Genomic DNA, 16,914 nt, shown 5'->3' on the forward strand with positions numbered 1-16,914 from the left:
CAAGTGCATATATGTCCCAGGAGGACCCCCGCTTTGGACAACTCGACAGTGAACGCACCGGATGATCTCGTGCGCCGGCACGCGCAACCAGGACGCACGCTGCTCGCGATCCTGCACGCGATTCAAGACGAAACCGGCTTCGTGCCGCCCGAAACCGTTGTGCCGCTCGCGAAGGCGCTCAATCTCTCGCGCGCGGAAGTGCACGGTGTCGTCAGCTACTACCACCATTTCCGCACCACGCCGCCAGCAGCCGTGACCGTTCAGCTCTGCCGCGCCGAGTCGTGCCGCAGCATGGGCAGCGAGGCGCTCGCGCAGCACATCGAATCGCACACGGGCTGCTGTTTCTCGCAACAGCATGGCCACGAGCGCGAGCACGCTCAGGAACAAACTCAGGAACAAGCCGGGCCGCTCGCGCTGGAATCGGTCTATTGCCTCGGCCAGTGCGCCCTCTCGCCTGCCATGACGATCAACGGCACGCTGCACGCGAAAGTGACGCCGCAGAAGTTCGACGCACTGCTCACCGCCGCCATGGCCGCCGTGGCCAGAGCCGACAGCACCAACCGCAGCGACAGCACCGGGGAGGCGGCATGACGCGCATCTACGTTCCCCGCGATTCGTCTGCGCTCGCGCTCGGCGCCGACGCCATCGCGCGCGCCATCACGAGCGAAGCCGCCGCGCGCAGCATCGACATCGAAGTCGTACGCAACGGCTCGCGCGGCCTGCTCTATCTCGAACCGCTCGTCGAAGTGGAAACGGCCGAAGGCCGCGTCGGTTATGCCAACGTCGAGCCCGAAGACATCGCCAGTCTCTTCGACGCGGGTTTCGCGGAAGGCGCGCCGCACGCGCGCAGCGTCGGGCTCGTCGAACAGATCCCGTATCTGCGCAAGCAGCAGCGGCTCACTTTCGCGCGCATCGGCATCACCGACCCGCTTTCCACCGCCGATTACCTCGCGCACGGCGGCCTCGACGGATTGCGCCACGCGCTCGCGATGACCGGCGCCGCAGCCTGCGAGGCGCTGATCCACTCCGGCCTGCGCGGCCGCGGCGGCGCGGCGTTCCCCGCCGGCATCAAGTGGCGCACCGTCGCGAACGCGCAAGCCGACCAGAAGTACATCGTCTGCAACGCCGACGAAGGCGACTCGGGCACGTTCTCCGACCGCCTCATCATGGAAAGCGATCCGTACGTGCTGATCGAGGGCATGACGATCGCGGGCATCGCGGTCGGCGCAACCGTCGGCTATATCTATGTGCGCAGCGAGTACCCGCATTCGATTGCGGCGCTCGAAGCCGCGATCCGCCGCGCGCGCGCAGTGGGATGGCTCGGCGACGACGTGCTCGGCAGCGGCAGACAGTTCGATCTCTTCGTCGCAAAGGGCGCGGGCGCGTACGTGTGCGGCGAGGAAACGGCGCTGCTCGAATCGCTCGAAGGCAAGCGCGGCATCGTGCGCGCGAAGCCGCCGCTGCCCGCGCTCGCCGGTCTCTACGGCAAGCCGACCGTCATCAACAACGTCATCACCCTCGCCACGGTGCCGATCATCTTCGCGAAGGGCGCCGCGTACTACAAGGACTTCGGCATGGGCCGCTCGCGCGGCACGCTGCCGTTCCAGCTCGCGGGCAACATCGCGCGCGGCGGGCTCGTCGAGCTCGCGTTCGGCGTGACGCTGCGCGAGCTCATGTACGACTACGGCGGCGGCACCGCAAGCGGTCGCCCCGCGCGCGCCGTCCAGGTGGGCGGCCCGCTCGGCACCTATCTGCCCGAAAGCCAGTGGGATATTCCACTCGACTACGAAGCGTATGCCGCAGTCGGCGCCGTGGTGGGCCACGGCGGGCTCGTCGTTCACGACGACACCTCCAGTCTCGCCGAACTCGCGCAATACGCGATGGAGTTCTGCGCAATCGAATCGTGCGGCAAGTGCACGCCGTGCCGCATCGGCTCGACGCGCGGCGTCGAAGTGATCGCGAAGATCCGCAACGGCGACACCTCGGAAAAGCAGGTCACGCTGCTGCGCGATCTGTGCGACACGATGGTCTGCGGCTCGCTCTGCGCGATGGGCGGCATGACGCCTTACCCGGTGCTCTCGGCACTGAACCACTTTCCCGAAGATTTCGGTCTCGAACCTGTCCAGCCGACCGCTCGCGCGGCGACCGCCTGAACGAGGAGCCACCCCATGTCCGACGCGCTCACCTCCAACGCCGGCTGCGGCTCCGGTAATTGCAGCTGCAAATCGCAGGCGATGAAACAACGCCCGCCGTTCGACGACACCGACTACGGCACGCCCGAGCGCCATTCCGACGTCGACGTGACGCTCGAAATCGACGGCCAGTGCGTGACGGTGCCCGCGGGCACGTCCGTCATGCGCGCCGCCATCGAGGCAGGCGTGAACGTGCCGAAGCTCTGCGCCACCGATACGCTCGAACCCTTCGGCTCGTGCCGTCTGTGTCTCGTCGAGATCGAGGGACGGCGCGGCTATCCGGCTTCGTGCACGACGCCCGTCGAAGCAGGCATGAAAGTGCGCACGCAAAGCGATCGGCTCCAGGTGCTGCGCCGCAATGTGATGGAGCTGTATATCTCCGATCATCCGCTCGACTGTCTCACCTGCCCCGCCAACGGCGACTGCGAACTGCAGGACATGGCCGGCGTGACGGGCCTGCGCGAAGTGCGCTACGGCTTCGAGGGCGCCAACCACCTCAAGGACCAGAAGGACGAGTCGAATCCGTACTTCACCTACGATCCGTCGAAGTGCATCGTCTGCAACCGCTGCGTGCGCGCATGCGAGGAAACGCAGGGCACGTTCGCGCTGACCATCTCGGGCCGCAGTTTCGATTCGCGCGTCGCGGCGGGCATGAGCGAGCCGTTCATGGATTCGGAATGCGTGTCGTGTGGCGCGTGCGTGGCCGCCTGCCCGACGGCGACGCTGCAGGAAAAGACCGTCGTGATGCTCGGCCAGCCCGAGCACTCGATCGTGACGACCTGCGCCTATTGCGGCGTGGGCTGCGCGTTCAAGGCCGAGATGAAGGGCAACCAGGTCGTGCGCATGGTGCCGCACCGGAACGGTCAGGCGAACGAGGGGCACGCGTGCGTGAAGGGCCGCTTCGCGTGGGGCTACGCGACGCACAAGGACCGCATCAAGAAGCCGATGATTCGCGCGAAGATCACCGATCCGTGGCGCGAAGTGAGCTGGGACGAAGCGATCCAGTACGCCGCGAGCGAGTTCCGCCGGATTCAGGACAAGTACGGCCGCGACTCGATCGGCGGCATTACGTCGTCGCGCTGCACGAACGAGGAAACCTATCTCGTGCAGAAGCTCGTGCGCGCCGCGTTCGGCAACAACAACGTCGATACCTGCGCGCGCGTGTGCCACTCGCCGACCGGCTACGGCCTGAAGACGACGATCGGCGAATCGGCCGGCACGCAGACGTTCGCATCCATCGACCACTCCGACGTCATCGTGGTGATCGGCGCGAACCCCACCGACGGCCATCCGGTATTCGGCTCGCGCCTGAAGCGCCGCGTGCGCGAGGGCGCAAAGCTGATCGTCGTGGACCCGCGCCGCATCGACATCGTCGATACGCCGCACGTCAAGGCCACGCATCACCTGCAACTGCGCCCGGGTACGAACGTCGCCATCGTCAACGCACTGGCGCACGTGATCGTCACCGAAGGGCTCGTCAACGAAGCGTTTGTCGCCGAGCGTTGCGAAACGCCTGCATTCGAGCAATGGCGCGATTTCGTCGCGCTGCCGGAAAACGCGCCGGAGGCAACCGAAGCGCTTACTGGCGTGCCCGCGAAAAGCGTGCGCGAAGCCGCGCGTCTTTACGCCAAAGGCGGTAACGCCGCGATCTATTACGGCCTCGGCGTCACGGAGCACGCGCAAGGCTCGACGATGGTGATGGGCATCGCGAACCTCGCGATGGTGACCGGCAACATCGGCCGCGAAGGCGTGGGCGTGAATCCGCTGCGCGGCCAGAACAACGTGCAGGGCTCGTGCGATATGGGCTCGTTCCCGCACGAACTGCCGGGCTATCGCCACGTGGGCGACGTCGCCACGCGCAGCCTCTTCGAGGACGCGTGGAACGTCGCGCTGCAGGCGGAACCGGGGCTGCGCCTGCCGAACATGTTCGATGCGGCGCTCGACGGCACCTTCATGGGCCTCTACTGCCAGGGCGAGGACATCGTCCAGTCGGACCCGAATACGCAGCACGTCACGGCGGCGCTGTCGTCGATGGAATGCATCGTCGTGCAGGACATTTTCCTGAACGAGACGGCCAAGTATGCGCACGTCCTGCTGCCCGGCTCGTCGTTCCTCGAAAAGGACGGCACGTTCACCAACGCCGAGCGCCGCATTTCGCGCGTGCGCAAGGTGATGCCGCCGCTCGGCGGTTACGCCGACTGGGAAGTCACGATCCTGCTCTCGCGCGCGCTCGGCTACGAGATGAACTACACGCATCCGTCGCAGATCATGGACGAGATCGCGCGCCTCACGCCGACGTTCCACGGCGTCTCGTACAAGCGTCTCGAAGCACTCGGCAGCATTCAGTGGCCGTGCAACGAAGCAGCGCCCGACGGCACGCCGATCATGCACGTCGACACCTTCGTGCGCGGCAAGGGCAAGTTCGTGATCACGAAGTTCATCGCGACGCCGGAGAAGGTCACGCGGCGCTATCCGCTGCTGCTCACGACGGGCCGCATCCTCTCGCAGTACAACGTGGGCGCGCAGACACGGCGCACCGACAACTCGCGCTGGCACGAAGAGGACCGGCTCGAAATCCATCCGGTCGACGCCGAAGATCGCGGCATTCGCGACGGCGACTGGGTCGGCATCGAATCGCGCGCGGGGCAAACCGTGCAGCGTGCGAAGGTCAGTACGCGCATGCAGCCGGGTGTGGTCTACACGACGTTCCACTTCCCCGAATCGGGCACGAACGTCATCACGACCGAGTCGTCCGACTGGGCCACCAACTGCCCCGAATACAAGGTGACCGCGGTGCAGGTGAGCCACGTGCATCAGCCGTCCGAGTGGCAGCGCGCGTACGCCCGCTTCAACGCCGAGCAGCTCGAACTGCTCCGCTCGCACGAAAGCATTACTGTTACGGCCTCTGGAAAATGACGCGATGAAAGCAGACCATCTTGTTGATATGGCCAACCAGATCGGCATGTTCTTCGACTCGCTGCCCGATCGCGAGGAGGCGCTCAAAGGCATTGCGGAGCACATCCGCCGCTTCTGGGAACCGCGCATGCGCCGCGCGCTGCTCGCCGAACTCGACGGCGGCGCCGAGGCAGCCGGGCTCACGGAGATCGTGTTCGTCGCGTTGACGAAGTATCGCGAGTCGCTGACACCCGCCGCAGTGGGCTGAAGAGCGGGCTGAAGAGCGGGCTGAAGACACGCGGGGCTGAACCCGCCGAGTCGAACCCTTGAAGGTAGGACGATGAGCGGCGCGCACGGGCAGTCTGCCGTGCGCGCCGTTTGCTATTGGTCTTGCGCCAGGGCGCTCACTCCCGGTCGACGCTTGCGGGCTGGATACCGTTCGCCGCGAACCACGTCTCGCACAGGCGCAGCACGCCATTGGTATCGGACGACGGGCGTCCGCGCGCGCACAGATATCCGTCCGGGCGCACGAGATAGAACGCCGGGCGCGTGCGCCCGTACGACTCGGCGAGCGACGGCGCGCCCTCGCCTTCGGGCGTCGTGTCGCCGTTCGGCGCGTCGCTGAGCCACCATACGCGCAGCGCCTGCGGCAAGATCCGCTCGATGGCCTCCACGAAGTTCTTCAGCGCCTCGGTCGCGCGCGCGGCGCTGCCGTTCTGCGCGGCGCCGTTCGTCCCGCCGTCCTCCACGAGCAGGAACAGCGAGAAGCTCGCCGGGTCGTGCAGGTCGAAAATGCGCCCTTTGCCGGGCGCCTTCCCGAGCGGTCCGTCGATTACGCGCGCAAGCGCATCGGGTGCGCGTTCGCCCGCGCGCGGGCCGCCGTCCACCATGTGCTCGAGCGTGAGCGGGCTGCGCCGGTACTGGATCGACAGTTCGCTCACGGCCTGGCGCGCGGCATCGCGCAACGGCCCGAGCGCGACGAGCGCGGGCATCACGCGCTCGCGCAGCAGCTTCATGGGTCCATGGTCCGCTTCCGCGAGTTGCATCATGAAGCTCGTCTGCTGCAGCACGAGGCGCTCGATCGGATAGCGTTCGGCGTGATAGGTGTCGAGAAGGCGCTCGGGCGCGCCGCCCGCGAGCACGCGCGCAAGCTTCCAGCCGAGATTGAACGCTTCCTGAATGCCGGTATTCATGCCCTGCGCGCCTGCCGGGCTGTGCACGTGCGCCGCGTCGCCCGCGAAGAACACGCGCTCCATGCGCAGCTCGCGCACCATGCGGCTGTTCACGCTGAAATACGACGCCCAGGTCATGTCCGCGAGCGAGACGGGATGATGCACGCGCCGCTCGACGATCGCCCGGCATTCTTCGAGCGTCGGCACCGGAATCGCGCCTTCGGGTGCCGCAGGCACTGCGGCCTTGCAATCGGCGATCAGACGCCAGCGGCCTTTGCCGAACGGAAAGAGCGCCGCGAGGCCGTCACCGGATGCGAACACATGGAACTCGTCGTCGGGCCAGGGCGTCTCTGCGGCGACGTCGGCAAGCAGAAACGACTGCGCGAGCGTCTCGCCGTCGAACTTCATCGCGAGCTTGTGCCGTATCGTGCTGTGCGCGCCGTCCGCTGCAATCAGATAGGCACTGCGTATCGACTCGCTGCGCCCGTTCGCGCGCCGCACTTCGGCATTCACGCCTGCAGAACCCTGCGTGAACGTCAGCAATTCGCTGCCGCGCTCGACCTCGACGCCGAGTGTCGCGAGATGATCGGTGAGAATGCGCTCGGTGACGGCCTGGTCCAGAAACAGCAAGTACGGATAACGCGTGAGGAGCGGATCAAAATCGAGCCGTGCGCGCCGCAAGCCGTTCGAATAGAGGTTCGCGACGTGGGCGCGATGACCGAGTTCGAGAAACGGTTCGACGATGCGATGCTGTTCGAAGAGTTCGAGCGTGCGCGCCTGAATGCCGATGGCGCGCGTGTGACGTCCGGGCTCGGGCGCGCGATCGATCAGGCGGACCGGAATGCGCGCGCGGGCGAGACTCATCGCAGCGGCGAGACCCGTAGGCCCCGCGCCGACGATGAGCACGGGCGGCAAGGAAGAAGCCACGGTCATGCAGACCTCCATGCGGTCGACATGAACCGTAGTGTACGCCCGCCATCCGCACGCCCACGCGGCGGCGCATCAATGGGCGGGATAGTCCTGGTCCGTGCGGATCAGTGCGGATACGGCGGGTGATCGAGCGCGCAGCGGTGTCCGGACGTGCCCATGTCGACCTGCAGCGTCACGTGCTTCATGCGGTAGCGCGTGCCGAGCGTGTGGACGATGCCGTCGAGCACGTCGTCGCCCGGATGGCCTGCGGGCATCACGAGGTGCACGCTCAGTGCGTTGCCCGTGGTCGAGAGCGCCCAGACGTGCAGATCGTGAACGTCCGTCACGCCGTCCTGCGCCGCGAGAAACGCATGGATGCGCTCCATGTCGACGCCCTGGGGCACGGCGGCGAGCGCGAGCCGGACCGACTCGCGCAAGAGGCCCCACGTGCCGTAGAGGATCACGAGCACGACCAGGATGCTCATGACCGGGTCGATCCAGGTCATGCCGGTGGCGAGGATCACAAGCCCGCTGACGGCAACGGCCGCCGACACGCCCGCATCGGCGGCCATGTGCAGGAACGCGCCGCGGATGTTCAGATCCTCCTTCTGGCCGCGCATGAAGAGCCAGGCGGAGAAACCGTTGACGACCATGCCGAGGGTCGCGACGACGAACACGTCGAAGCCCGCCACGGGTGCGGGCGAGATGAGCCGGTCGACCGCCTCCATGATGATCGCGCCGCACGCGACCAGCAGGAGCGCGGCGTTCGCGAGCGAAGCGAGTATCGACGAGCTGCCGAAGCCGAACGTGTAGCGTGCCGATGGCCGGCGCGTGGCGAGCCACGCGGCGCCCCAGGCGAGCAGCAGGCCGAGGACATCGGAGAGATTGTGGCCGGCGTCGGCGAGCAGCGCGGTCGAATGGGCGAGGACGCCGTAAATCGCCTGCACGACAACGATCACGACGTTCAGCACGACGGCCAGCGCGAACGCGCGGCCATGGCCTACCGCGGGCGTGTGGTGGTGATGGTGGCCGTGGCCATGCGCGTGATCATGCCCGTGGCCGCCGTCGTGATCCTCATCGTGATCGTGATCCTGGCCGTGCTCGTGATCGTGATGCTGGTCGTGATCGTGCTCGTGCTCGTGGTCATGCGGGTGGCCCGCTTCATGCACGTGCTCACCCTCATGCGCGTGCCCATGCCGACCGGTGCGATGGGCGGTCTCGCCCGCCTTGTCGTGGTCGAACCACACGGGCGCGTGTTCGTCCTCGCGCTCCTCGGCCAAGCCCTGCTGCTTGCGCTCCCCGTTCATCACGCGTGCTCCTGCCAGTCCGTGACCGGCTCCGCAACGTGCTCGAGCATGCCCGCAAGCATCGCGCTGATGTGCGCGTCGGCGGCCGCGTAGAACACCTGCTTGCCCTCGCGTTCGGCCCTCACGATGCGGGCCGCGCGCAACAGTCGCAAATGATGGCTCACGAGCGACGGCGAAAGCCCGAGGGCTTCCGCAATCGCACCGACCGCGAGCCGGTCGTGCGCGCAAGCGAGCACGATGCGCAAACGCGTGGGGTCGCCAAGCAGACGAAAGAGGTCCGCAAGCGGCGCCACGCGTTCATCGTCGTAAAACGGGGTCATGCATTCCGCCTAAACATGTGAATATGTGTTCACACGTTATCTCAACGTGATTTTACGGTCAAGCGTCGGGGCGCTCTCCCGAGTATGGGAAAATGCGCCCTTTGGAGCTTTTCGGGTTTTGCCTTTTCGGCCATGGAACAGGATTTTGTCCGCGCGTACGCCGCGCATCGCGACGGCCGACTGGACGACGCCGAGCGCGGCTATCGCGCGACGCTCGCCGCCGATCCCGTGCACGTCGATGCGCTGCACCTGCTCGGCGTGCTGCGGCACCAGCGGGGGCAACACGCGGAAGCGGCGGATCTCGTCCGGCGTGCGGTCGATCTGCGCCCGGACGACGCCGCGCTCCAGCTGAACCTCGGCAACGCGCTGAAGGCGCTCGGCGAAATCGAGGGTGCGATCGAACGTTTTCGCAACGCCCTCACGCTCGCGCCCACCTTCCCGCTCGCGCACTACAACCTCGGCAATGCCTATGCCGCGCTCGGCCGTCACGAAGACGCGATGTTCTCGTTCGGCCACGCGGTGCGCCTGCAGCCGGGCGATGCGTCGGCGCACAACAACCTCGGCAACGCATTTCACGCACTCGGCCGCTACGACGAAGCGATCGACTCGTTTCGCCGCACGCTGAAGATCCGTCCCGGGCACGCTGGCGCGCACAACAACCTGGGGATGTCGCTGAACGCGCTCGGCGACACGGCGGACGCGCTCGTGCAGTTCCGCGCGGCGCTCGCGGCGCAGCCGCGTTTCGTCGCGGCACACTTCAACCTCGCGAATACGCTCGACGCCACCGGCCAGCACCATGAAGCGGTCGCCTCGTTCGAGGCCGCGCTCGCGCTGCAGCCGCGTTTCGCGCCCGCGCTGTTCGGCCTCGGCAATGCGCTGGCCGCGCTGGGCCGGCACGACGAAGCGGTCGTGCCGCTCGAACGCACGGTCGGCATCGATCCGAAATTCGCGCTTGCGTGGCTCGCGCTCGGCACGACGCACCACGCGCTCGGCAACCATGAAGCCGCCGTGCGCGCATTCGACCAAGCCCTGCGCGTGCGCCCCGAACTCGCGGCGGCGCATCTGAACCGCGCCATTGCGTGGCTCACGACCGGCGACTTCCGGCGCGGCTTGCCCGAATACGAATGGCGGCTCGATCCGTCCGCGTGCGAACCCGCGCCATTCGATGCGCCCCCGGCGCGCGTTGCACCGGCCATGGCGTTGCCGCGCTGGCGCGGCGAACCGCTCGACGGCCGCACGCTCTTCGTCGAAGCCGAACAGGGCTTCGGCGATACGCTGCAGTTCGTGCGCTTCGTGCCGCTCGTCGCTGCGCGCGGTGCGCGCGTCGTGCTGGAAGTGCAGCCGCAACTGGTCCCGCTCATCGCGCCAGTTGCCAAGGCCGCACAGATCACGCTGATCGCCCAGGGCGCACCGCGACCGGCCGCCGACCTGCACTGCCCGCTGCTCTCGCTGCCGCTCGCGCTCGGCACGACCTTCGACGACTTGGCCGCGCACACGCCCTACCTGTCGGCGCCCGCGCCGTACCTGCGCAAATGGCGCGGATCGCTTGGCGGCCAGGCGAAGCGCAAGATCGGCATTGCGTGGTCGGGGCGAATCCAGAAGCATGAAAATCGTTCGCTGCCGCTGCACGCGCTCGAACCGCTTTTCGCGCTCGAAGGCATCGACTGGATCGTGCTCCAGCCGCAACTGAGCGACGCGGAACGCGCCACGCTCGACGCGCATCCGTGCGCGCGCGCGATTCACCGTCTCGACGGCAAGATCGCCGATTTCGCCGATACGGCCGCCGTGATCGAACGTCTCGATGCGGTGGTGTCGGTCGATACGTCGATTGCGCACCTCGCGGGCGCGCTCGGCGCGAAGCTCTGGGTCATGCTGCCGTTCGCCGCCGACTGGCGCTGGTTCACCGGCACGGACGAAAGCCCGTGGTATCCGCGTGCGCGGCTCGTGCGCCAGCCGCAGCCGGGCGCGTGGGCCGAAGTGATCGAGGCCGTCGCGAACGACTTGCGTTACTCATGAGCGTAACGAACCTCCAGGCGCATATTTCACGCACGAAAAAAAGGTCATCGAGGATTACCGGGGAACGCGGCACACGCGATTGCCTCCCCTGGTGGGCGATCATCATCCCGACGCGGCGTGAAGCCGGGCTCGGGGTGCGACACGCATGACACGCAGTCCCAATCAATCGAATCCTTCCCCGCCAGCCTTACTTTGACGCGCTGGGCACGCGGCTCCCCGCGGCCCATCGGACTAGAACCAGAAACGCACTAAAAGCGCGTCTCCCGCGCCGAGCGCAGAAAGGTATCGAGCAGCGGCGTGCAGTCGAGCAGTTCCGGCCCGCCCGCGCGATGGAATTCCGGGTGCCACTGCACGCCGAGCACGAACGGCGCACGGCGATAGCGCACCGCTTCGATCAGGCCGTCACCGGCAGACACCGCCTCGACCGTCAGATCGCGCCCCAGCGTTTTCACCGCCTGATGGTGGATCGAGTTGACGATCGCCTCGCGCCGCCCCGGAAACATGCTCGAAAGCGTGGAGCCCTCGGGGAACGTCACCGCATGACGGTGCTGATCGTAGTGCTCACTCACGTGCACGCCTGCGGTCGGCACGTCGGTCGCGATGTCCTGGTAGAGCGTCCCGCCGAATGCCACGTTGATCAGCTGGCAGCCGCGGCAAACGCCCAGCACCGGCTTGCCCGACTCCACGAACTCGTGCAGCAGCTCCAGTTCGTACATGTCGCGCACGCGGTCGCCCGGCCATTCGGGCCGCGCCGCCGCTTCCGCGTAGGTCTGCGGCGAGACGTCGGCGCCGCCCTGAAGCAGCAGGCCGTCGAGATGCTTCGCGTAATCGCGCAGGCGGATATTGCTCGGATGCAGCATGCCCTGGTGGCCGACCGTCGGGATCATGAACACGATCACGTCGCGCGACATGACCCAGTGCGCAATCGACTCTTCGAGATATTGCAGCGTCTTGCCGCGCAGGCCTCGCGCGCCCGGCTCCGGGTGAAAGATCCGTGCCGAAACGCCGATGCGCAGCGTGCGCTGCGTGATGCGCTGCCCCGCGCGGTCGAACAATTGCCGCGCACGCGCGGCGACGATGCGGCCAAACACGGACCACGCCGAATCGTTCGGCTGCAGATAGCGCGGCGGATTGGGCGGCAGCGCGCCGGGCGGCGGCGGATTCTGCTTGCCGAAGTCCGGCGCCTGGCCAAAGCCCGCAGGCGCTGCGCCCGGACGCGGAGTTTCCGCCGGGGCAGGCGCGGTCTTGCCCGCGTCCGTCGTCTGCGGGAGGGGAATCTCAGGCACGTGCGCCGCCTCCTGCTGCGCGGGCGCGGGCTCGCGTGCTGTTCCGCCCTGCCCCGTGGCCGGCACCGCGGTCGGCCCCGCAGTCGGCCCTCCAGTCGGCACGCTCGCGGGCGCATCGGCCGGGGCTGCGGGCGATGTGGAAGCGGGAGCAGAGGGTGAACCGGAAGAAGCGCCGGACGAGCCGGCTGAGGCGGTGGATTGGGCGGTGCCGGGCGATCCGGCATCGGGGGGACGGCCAGCGCCGTCGGGAATCTCTGAGTGGTCGGAGTTGTTGTCGCTCATGACGTGGGGTCAGGCGCGCGGCGCGCGAACGATTAACACGGGACGATTATGCGTCGCCCCGCCAGGAGCCGCCAGTCCCGTGCACAGTTACCGCCAGCCCGCCATCACCGGCGCACTGGCGAAACCGGGCATTTACGCGTCGGGCCGCTCGTCGAAAGTCTCGCGCAACGCGATCTGCATCGACGCGTGGATCTTCACGCACCAGCGCCACAGCAGCATCGTGAGCCCCGCCGCGCCCGCCAGCAGGCCGATCAGATAGCCGGTTGGCGGCAGGATCGTCCGCGAAAGCCCTGCGACGAGGAGGAAAACGCCCACCATCGCGAGCACCGGCACGATTTCGGCGATCGTATGACGCAGCGCGCGCGTCAAGCGCCCCGCATGCTCGGGATTCACGCTCACCTCGGCCAGCAGCAGCGCGAGCGACTGCATCTTGCGCCATACGGCCACGAGAAACGGCATCGCGATCAGCAGCGCCCCGCCCCACAGCACGACGCGCTGAATGTTCGCATCGGGCAGCCACGCCGACAACGCCGGCGCCGCATAGTACGCGCCATAGGACACGCCGATGAAAATCGCCGACACGAGCGCGAGATTCACGGCCACCTGCACCACGATGCGCCGTACGAGCGTGAAGAAGGTCGGCCCCGACGAGCGCGGCATCAGGCTGCTCAGCCACTGGCCGTACAGCGCGAACACGTTCGAGACGACGGGCGGCATGGCGCGCGCGAGTTTTTGCGAAAGCGGATCGGCGAAGCGGATCAGGTACGGCGTCGTGAGCGTCGTGATGGCCGAAACCGCGACGGCAATCGGATAGAGGAAACCGCTCGTCACCTTGAGCGTGAGGCCGAGCGACGCGATGATGAACGAAAACTCGCCGATCTGCGAGACGGTCATGCCCACGCGCATCGACGTGCGTCCGTCGCTGCCCGCGAGGAACGTGCCGAGCCCGCACGAAACGAGTTTGCCGAGCACCACCGCCAGCGAAATCACGGCGATCGGCCACGCGTATTCCACCATCACGTGCGGATTGAGCATGAGCCCGACCGTCACGAAAAAGATCGCGGAAAAAGCGTCGCGCAACGGCGCGATCAGGTGCTCGATACGATGCAGGTGCCGCGACTCGGCCATGATCGCGCCAATGAGGAACGCGCCGAGCGCAATCGAATAATCGAGCTTCACCACCAGCAGGCAGAACCCGAAGCAAAAGCCCAGCACCGAAATGAGCAGCATCTCGTCGCTCCCCACGCGCGCGACGTAGCCGAGCAGGCGCGGCACGACCATGATGCCCGCGAGCAGCGATACGACCATGAAGAGCAGCAGCTTGCTGAGCGTGATGAACGCGATGCCGGGCGAGAGTTCGCCGGTCTGCGCGAGGCCGCCGAGCAGCACGAGCATCGCAATGCCGAGGATGTCCTCGACGATCAGGATGCCGAACACGAGCTGCGCGAACTTCTCGCGCTTGAGGCCGAGGTCGGAGAGCGCCTTGACGATGATCGTGGTCGAGGAGATGGCGAGAATCGCACCGAGAAAGAGCGCATCCATGGCGCTCCAACCGAACGCGCGGCCGATCTCGTAGCCGATCCACATCATCAGCGCGATTTCGGAGACTGCCGCGATGATCGCGGTCACGCCGACCTGGAAGAGCTTCTTCAGGCTGAATTCGAGCCCGAGCGAGAACATCAGGAAAACGACGCCGAGCTCGCCCATCGTCTGGATGGTCTGCTCGCCGTGAATGAGCGGAAACGGCGGCGTGTACGGCCCGATGATGACGCCCGCGGCGATATAGCCGAGCACCACCGGCTGCTTCAGGCGATGAAACAGCACCGTGACGACGCCGGCCAGCGCCATCACGACAGCCAGATCCTGAATGAAGCCGATTTCCTGATGCATGCGGGATAGACCTTACAAATTGCTGACGAAGGACGAAATCTTAACCGATGGATGCGTCAATCCCAACTACGCTACGGTGAAAATACAGCCCTACAATAACGAGCCCGTGACTGCAGTCCGTACGCCGCTGCCGGGCCGGGCAGTTCACCCTTTCATGACGCCATGACGACCGAATTCACCCCGTTTCCCCCGCTCGCCCGGCTTGCCGCCGATCTCGACGCCGGCCGCACGACGAGCCGCGCGCTCGTCGAAACCGCACTCGCGCGCATCGCTGACCCGGCAGGCCAGGGCTCGACCGTCTTCACACACGTCGATGCCGCACGCGCGCGCGCCGTCGCCGACGCGCACGACCGCCTGCGCGCATCGGGCACCGTGCTTTCGCCGCTCGCGGGCATTCCTGTCTCGGTGAAAGATCTGTTCGACATCGAAGGCGAAGTCACGCGGGCAGGCTCCACCGCGCTGCGCGACGCGCCGCCCGCGCAGGCCGACGCCGCCGCCGTCGCGCGACTGCGCCACGCGGGCGCCGTGCTGATCGGAAGGACCAACATGAGCGAGTTCGCGTTCTCGGGGCTCGGGCTGAATCCGCACTATGGCACCCCGCTCTCGCCGTACCGGCGGGGCGTCGCGGGCAGCGCGGGCAAGGCGGACAAGGCGAACGATAAGCGCGTGGCGGGCGGCTCGTCGTCCGGGGCGGCGGCCTCCGTGGCCGACGGCATGGCCGCCGTCGCGCTCGGCACCGACACGGGCGGCTCGATCCGCATCCCGGCAGCGTTCTGCGGCCTCACGGGCTTCAAGCCGACTGCCGCGCGCGTCCCGAAGACCGGCGCCGTCCCGCTTTCGCCGACGCTCGACTCATTCGGCCCGATCGGCAACAGCGTCGCGTGCTGCGCGCTCGTCGACCGCATCCTCGCCGGGCTCGCGCCGCACGTGCCGGCCGCGCGCCATCTCGAAGGCGTGCGGCTCGGCGTGCTGACCAACTATGTGAACGACGGCGTCGAGCCGGAAGTTGCCGACGCAATCGACACCGCGCTCAGGCACCTCGACGCGGCGGGCGCGATCGTCTCCGAAGTGCGCTTCGCCGCACTCGACCGGCTGCCGGAGATCAACCGTTACGGCTTCTCGCCGATCGAAGCCTACGCGTGGCATCGCGAGCTGATCGCGCAGCACCGCGACGAATACGATCCGCGCGTGCTGGTCCGCATCCTGAAGGGCGAGCCGGCCCGCGCCTGCGACTATCTCGACCTGGTCGCCGCGCGCGCATCCGTGCTCGAAGAGGCACAGGCGACGCTCTGGTCGCGCTTCGACGCCGTGATCGCGCCCACCGTGCCGATCGTGCCGCCGCCGCTTGCGCCGCTCGCCGCCGACAACGACGTCTTCGCGCAGACCAACGCCCTCGTGTTGCGCAACCCGAGTGCGTTCAATTTCCTCGATGCGTGTGCGCTCTCGCTGCCGTGCCACCACCATGGCGCGGCGCCGGTCGGGCTCATGCTCGTCGGTGCGCCTTACGCCGACGACGCGCTGCTCGCCATCGGGCGCGGCGTCGAAGCCGTGCTCGCGCCGTTGCGCTGAGGTGTGCCGACGGGCGCTGATGCATGCTTGAAGCGCCCGGTGAAGTGCGCTGTGAAGTGCCCTGTGAAGCGCCCCGAATGGCGCTGAAACCCGGGGACACGGCCCGCCTCGCGCGGGCCGCGCTGATCACGAACCCTGCACACGATCAAGTCCGCCGAGCGCGCCGCGCGCATCCTTCGCGCTAGAATCGCGGACACGCCGTCGCAGCCCGCACACGCTGCGCCATTCAAATCGCCATCCGACACACATGAACGACGATAACGCGCTGTTGCGCCGCGAGCGCGGCCTCCTGGTCCTCCTCGCTCTGCTTTCCCTCGCGCTACTGGGCGGCGCTCTCTACATGCAGCACTACAGGAGCGAAGATCCCTGTCCGCTGTGCATCATCCTGCGCTACTTCTTCCTGCTGGTTGCCGTGTTCGCGTTCCTCGGCGCGCGCCTGTCGAGCTGGCGCGGCGTGCGCGTGCTCGAAGCCCTGATCGTGCTGTCGGCGCTGGGCGGCATCATCGCCGCGGCGCGGCTCGTCTGGGTCCAGGCGTTCCCGAACATGAGCTGCGGCTTCGACGTCCTGCAGCCCGTCGTCGACGGCCTGCCGCCCGCCAAGTGGCTGCCGGGCGTGTTCAAGGTCGGGGGCCTGTGCGAGACGATCTATCCGCCGATCCTCGGCGTGTCGATGCCCGCGTGGTCGCTGATCGCGTTCGTCTGCATGTTCGTGACCGTGCTTTCGAGCCTGTGGCGCAACCGTCGCCGCCAGGTGTCGTGGCCCGGCATCCGCCGCTGATCCACCGCCAGGCAGCACGGCGGCTCATCGCGATCGTTGCACCCGCCGCACCGATTGCACCGGCCTCGCCGCTTGCACCAGGCTTCACCCGCCGCACCTGTGGCGCATGCGGCATTTCCTGCACCCATGGCGCCCATCCCGGCGCCACCGCTGCGCCGTCTTCCCTGGGCGTCCCGCCGCCAAAGCGCGGGGAAAATGCAGGGAAAGGGCGGGATCACACCCGCCCGCCGTCATTCATGACGGCCGCCAGATAACCCCCATCCGCGGCGGGGAATACTTTCCTCGCCCGAGCAGTGCT

At 67.4% G+C, this 16,914-nt stretch carries 12 protein-coding genes; 7 read left to right on the forward strand and 5 right to left on the reverse strand.

What is annotated here, in order from left to right:
- The first annotated feature begins 33 nt into the window (after positions 1-33).
- From EPN59_RS17820 to EPN59_RS17835, 4 genes are read left to right on the forward strand one after another with little or no spacing between them, the layout of a single operon-like run.
- On the forward strand, positions 34-591 hold the full coding sequence (locus EPN59_RS17820) for an NAD(P)H-dependent oxidoreductase subunit E (protein ID WP_293035288.1): 558 nt from the start codon (positions 34-36) through the stop codon (positions 589-591).
- Positions 588-2,153 (forward strand): formate dehydrogenase beta subunit, encoded by a 1,566-nt coding sequence (locus EPN59_RS17825; RefSeq protein ID WP_293035286.1) that lies wholly within the window; start codon positions 588-590, stop codon positions 2,151-2,153. The genes EPN59_RS17820 and EPN59_RS17825 overlap by 4 nt, the downstream gene beginning before the upstream one ends.
- Positions 2,154-2,168: 15 nt before the next feature.
- Positions 2,169-5,108 (forward strand): formate dehydrogenase subunit alpha, encoded by a 2,940-nt coding sequence (fdhF, locus tag EPN59_RS17830; RefSeq protein ID WP_293035284.1) that lies wholly within the window; start codon positions 2,169-2,171, stop codon positions 5,106-5,108.
- A gap of 4 nt (positions 5,109-5,112) precedes the next feature.
- Positions 5,113-5,355, forward strand: coding sequence for a formate dehydrogenase subunit delta (locus EPN59_RS17835; RefSeq protein ID WP_293035282.1), 243 nt, complete (start codon positions 5,113-5,115; stop codon positions 5,353-5,355).
- A gap of 136 nt (positions 5,356-5,491) precedes the next feature.
- Here EPN59_RS17835 and EPN59_RS17840 read toward each other — a convergent pair whose 3' ends face one another.
- From EPN59_RS17840 to EPN59_RS17850, 3 genes are all read right to left on the reverse strand, one after another.
- Entirely contained in the window at positions 5,492-7,192 is a 1,701-nt protein-coding gene (locus tag EPN59_RS17840; RefSeq protein WP_293035280.1) for an FAD-dependent monooxygenase, read from the reverse strand.
- A gap of 101 nt (positions 7,193-7,293) precedes the next feature.
- Complete coding sequence (locus EPN59_RS17845; RefSeq protein WP_293035278.1) at positions 7,294-8,475, reverse strand: cation diffusion facilitator family transporter; 1,182 nt, start codon at positions 8,473-8,475, stop codon at positions 7,294-7,296.
- Positions 8,475-8,795: a metalloregulator ArsR/SmtB family transcription factor gene (locus EPN59_RS17850; protein ID WP_293035276.1), complete on the reverse strand. Its 321-nt coding sequence runs from the start codon at positions 8,793-8,795 to the stop codon at positions 8,475-8,477. The genes EPN59_RS17845 and EPN59_RS17850 overlap by 1 nt, the downstream gene beginning before the upstream one ends.
- Positions 8,796-8,927: 132 nt before the next feature.
- On the opposite strand from EPN59_RS17850, the gene EPN59_RS17855 reads away from it, so the two are divergent.
- Complete coding sequence (locus EPN59_RS17855; RefSeq protein WP_293046536.1) at positions 8,928-10,811, forward strand: tetratricopeptide repeat protein; 1,884 nt, start codon at positions 8,928-8,930, stop codon at positions 10,809-10,811.
- Between the two features lie 248 nt (positions 10,812-11,059).
- On the opposite strand, the gene EPN59_RS17860 is transcribed toward EPN59_RS17855, so the two are convergent.
- Complete coding sequence (locus EPN59_RS17860; RefSeq protein WP_293039720.1) at positions 11,060-12,379, reverse strand: gamma-glutamyl-gamma-aminobutyrate hydrolase family protein; 1,320 nt, start codon at positions 12,377-12,379, stop codon at positions 11,060-11,062.
- 132 nt (positions 12,380-12,511) lie between these two features.
- The gene (locus EPN59_RS17865) at positions 12,512-14,269 is read right to left on the reverse strand and encodes a cation:proton antiporter (protein WP_293039717.1); all 1,758 of its coding nucleotides are present in this window, start codon (positions 14,267-14,269) and stop codon (positions 12,512-12,514) included.
- A gap of 162 nt (positions 14,270-14,431) precedes the next feature.
- Here EPN59_RS17865 and EPN59_RS17870 point away from each other — a divergent pair, with 162 nt between their 5' ends.
- Together EPN59_RS17870 and EPN59_RS17875 are read left to right on the forward strand one after the other, a co-directional pair.
- Positions 14,432-15,838 carry an amidase gene (locus tag EPN59_RS17870; RefSeq protein ID WP_293046539.1) on the forward strand — a complete coding sequence of 469 codons (1,407 nt, stop codon included), beginning with the start codon at positions 14,432-14,434 and terminating at the stop codon, positions 15,836-15,838.
- A gap of 247 nt (positions 15,839-16,085) precedes the next feature.
- Positions 16,086-16,616: a disulfide bond formation protein B gene (locus tag EPN59_RS17875; protein WP_293036650.1), complete on the forward strand. Its 531-nt coding sequence runs from the start codon at positions 16,086-16,088 to the stop codon at positions 16,614-16,616.
- Positions 16,617-16,914: the final 298 nt, after the last annotated feature.

The organism is Paraburkholderia sp., from assembly GCF_004298475.1.
Classification (GTDB): Bacteria; Pseudomonadota; Gammaproteobacteria; order Burkholderiales; family Burkholderiaceae; genus Paraburkholderia; species Paraburkholderia denitrificans.

What these genes read in the sequence shown, in the direction of transcription:
- EPN59_RS17865 (WP_293039717.1), bottom strand. Translation starts at nt 14,269, where the DNA reads ATGCATCAGGAAATCGGCTTCATTCAGGATCTGGCTGTCGTGATGGCG.
- EPN59_RS17860 (WP_293039720.1), bottom strand. Translation starts at nt 12,379, where the DNA reads ATGAGCGACAACAACTCCGACCACTCAGAGATTCCCGACGGCGCTGGC.
- fdhF (WP_293035284.1), top strand. Translation starts at nt 2,169, where the DNA reads ATGTCCGACGCGCTCACCTCCAACGCCGGCTGCGGCTCCGGTAATTGC.
- EPN59_RS17825 (WP_293035286.1), top strand. Translation starts at nt 588, where the DNA reads ATGACGCGCATCTACGTTCCCCGCGATTCGTCTGCGCTCGCGCTCGGC.
- EPN59_RS17840 (WP_293035280.1), bottom strand. Translation starts at nt 7,192, where the DNA reads ATGACCGTGGCTTCTTCCTTGCCGCCCGTGCTCATCGTCGGCGCGGGG.
- EPN59_RS17875 (WP_293036650.1), top strand. Translation starts at nt 16,086, where the DNA reads ATGAACGACGATAACGCGCTGTTGCGCCGCGAGCGCGGCCTCCTGGTC.
- EPN59_RS17855 (WP_293046536.1), top strand. Translation starts at nt 8,928, where the DNA reads ATGGAACAGGATTTTGTCCGCGCGTACGCCGCGCATCGCGACGGCCGA.
- EPN59_RS17870 (WP_293046539.1), top strand. Translation starts at nt 14,432, where the DNA reads ATGACGACCGAATTCACCCCGTTTCCCCCGCTCGCCCGGCTTGCCGCC.
- EPN59_RS17845 (WP_293035278.1), bottom strand. Translation starts at nt 8,475, where the DNA reads ATGAACGGGGAGCGCAAGCAGCAGGGCTTGGCCGAGGAGCGCGAGGAC.
- EPN59_RS17850 (WP_293035276.1), bottom strand. Translation starts at nt 8,795, where the DNA reads ATGACCCCGTTTTACGACGATGAACGCGTGGCGCCGCTTGCGGACCTC.
- EPN59_RS17835 (WP_293035282.1), top strand. Translation starts at nt 5,113, where the DNA reads ATGAAAGCAGACCATCTTGTTGATATGGCCAACCAGATCGGCATGTTC.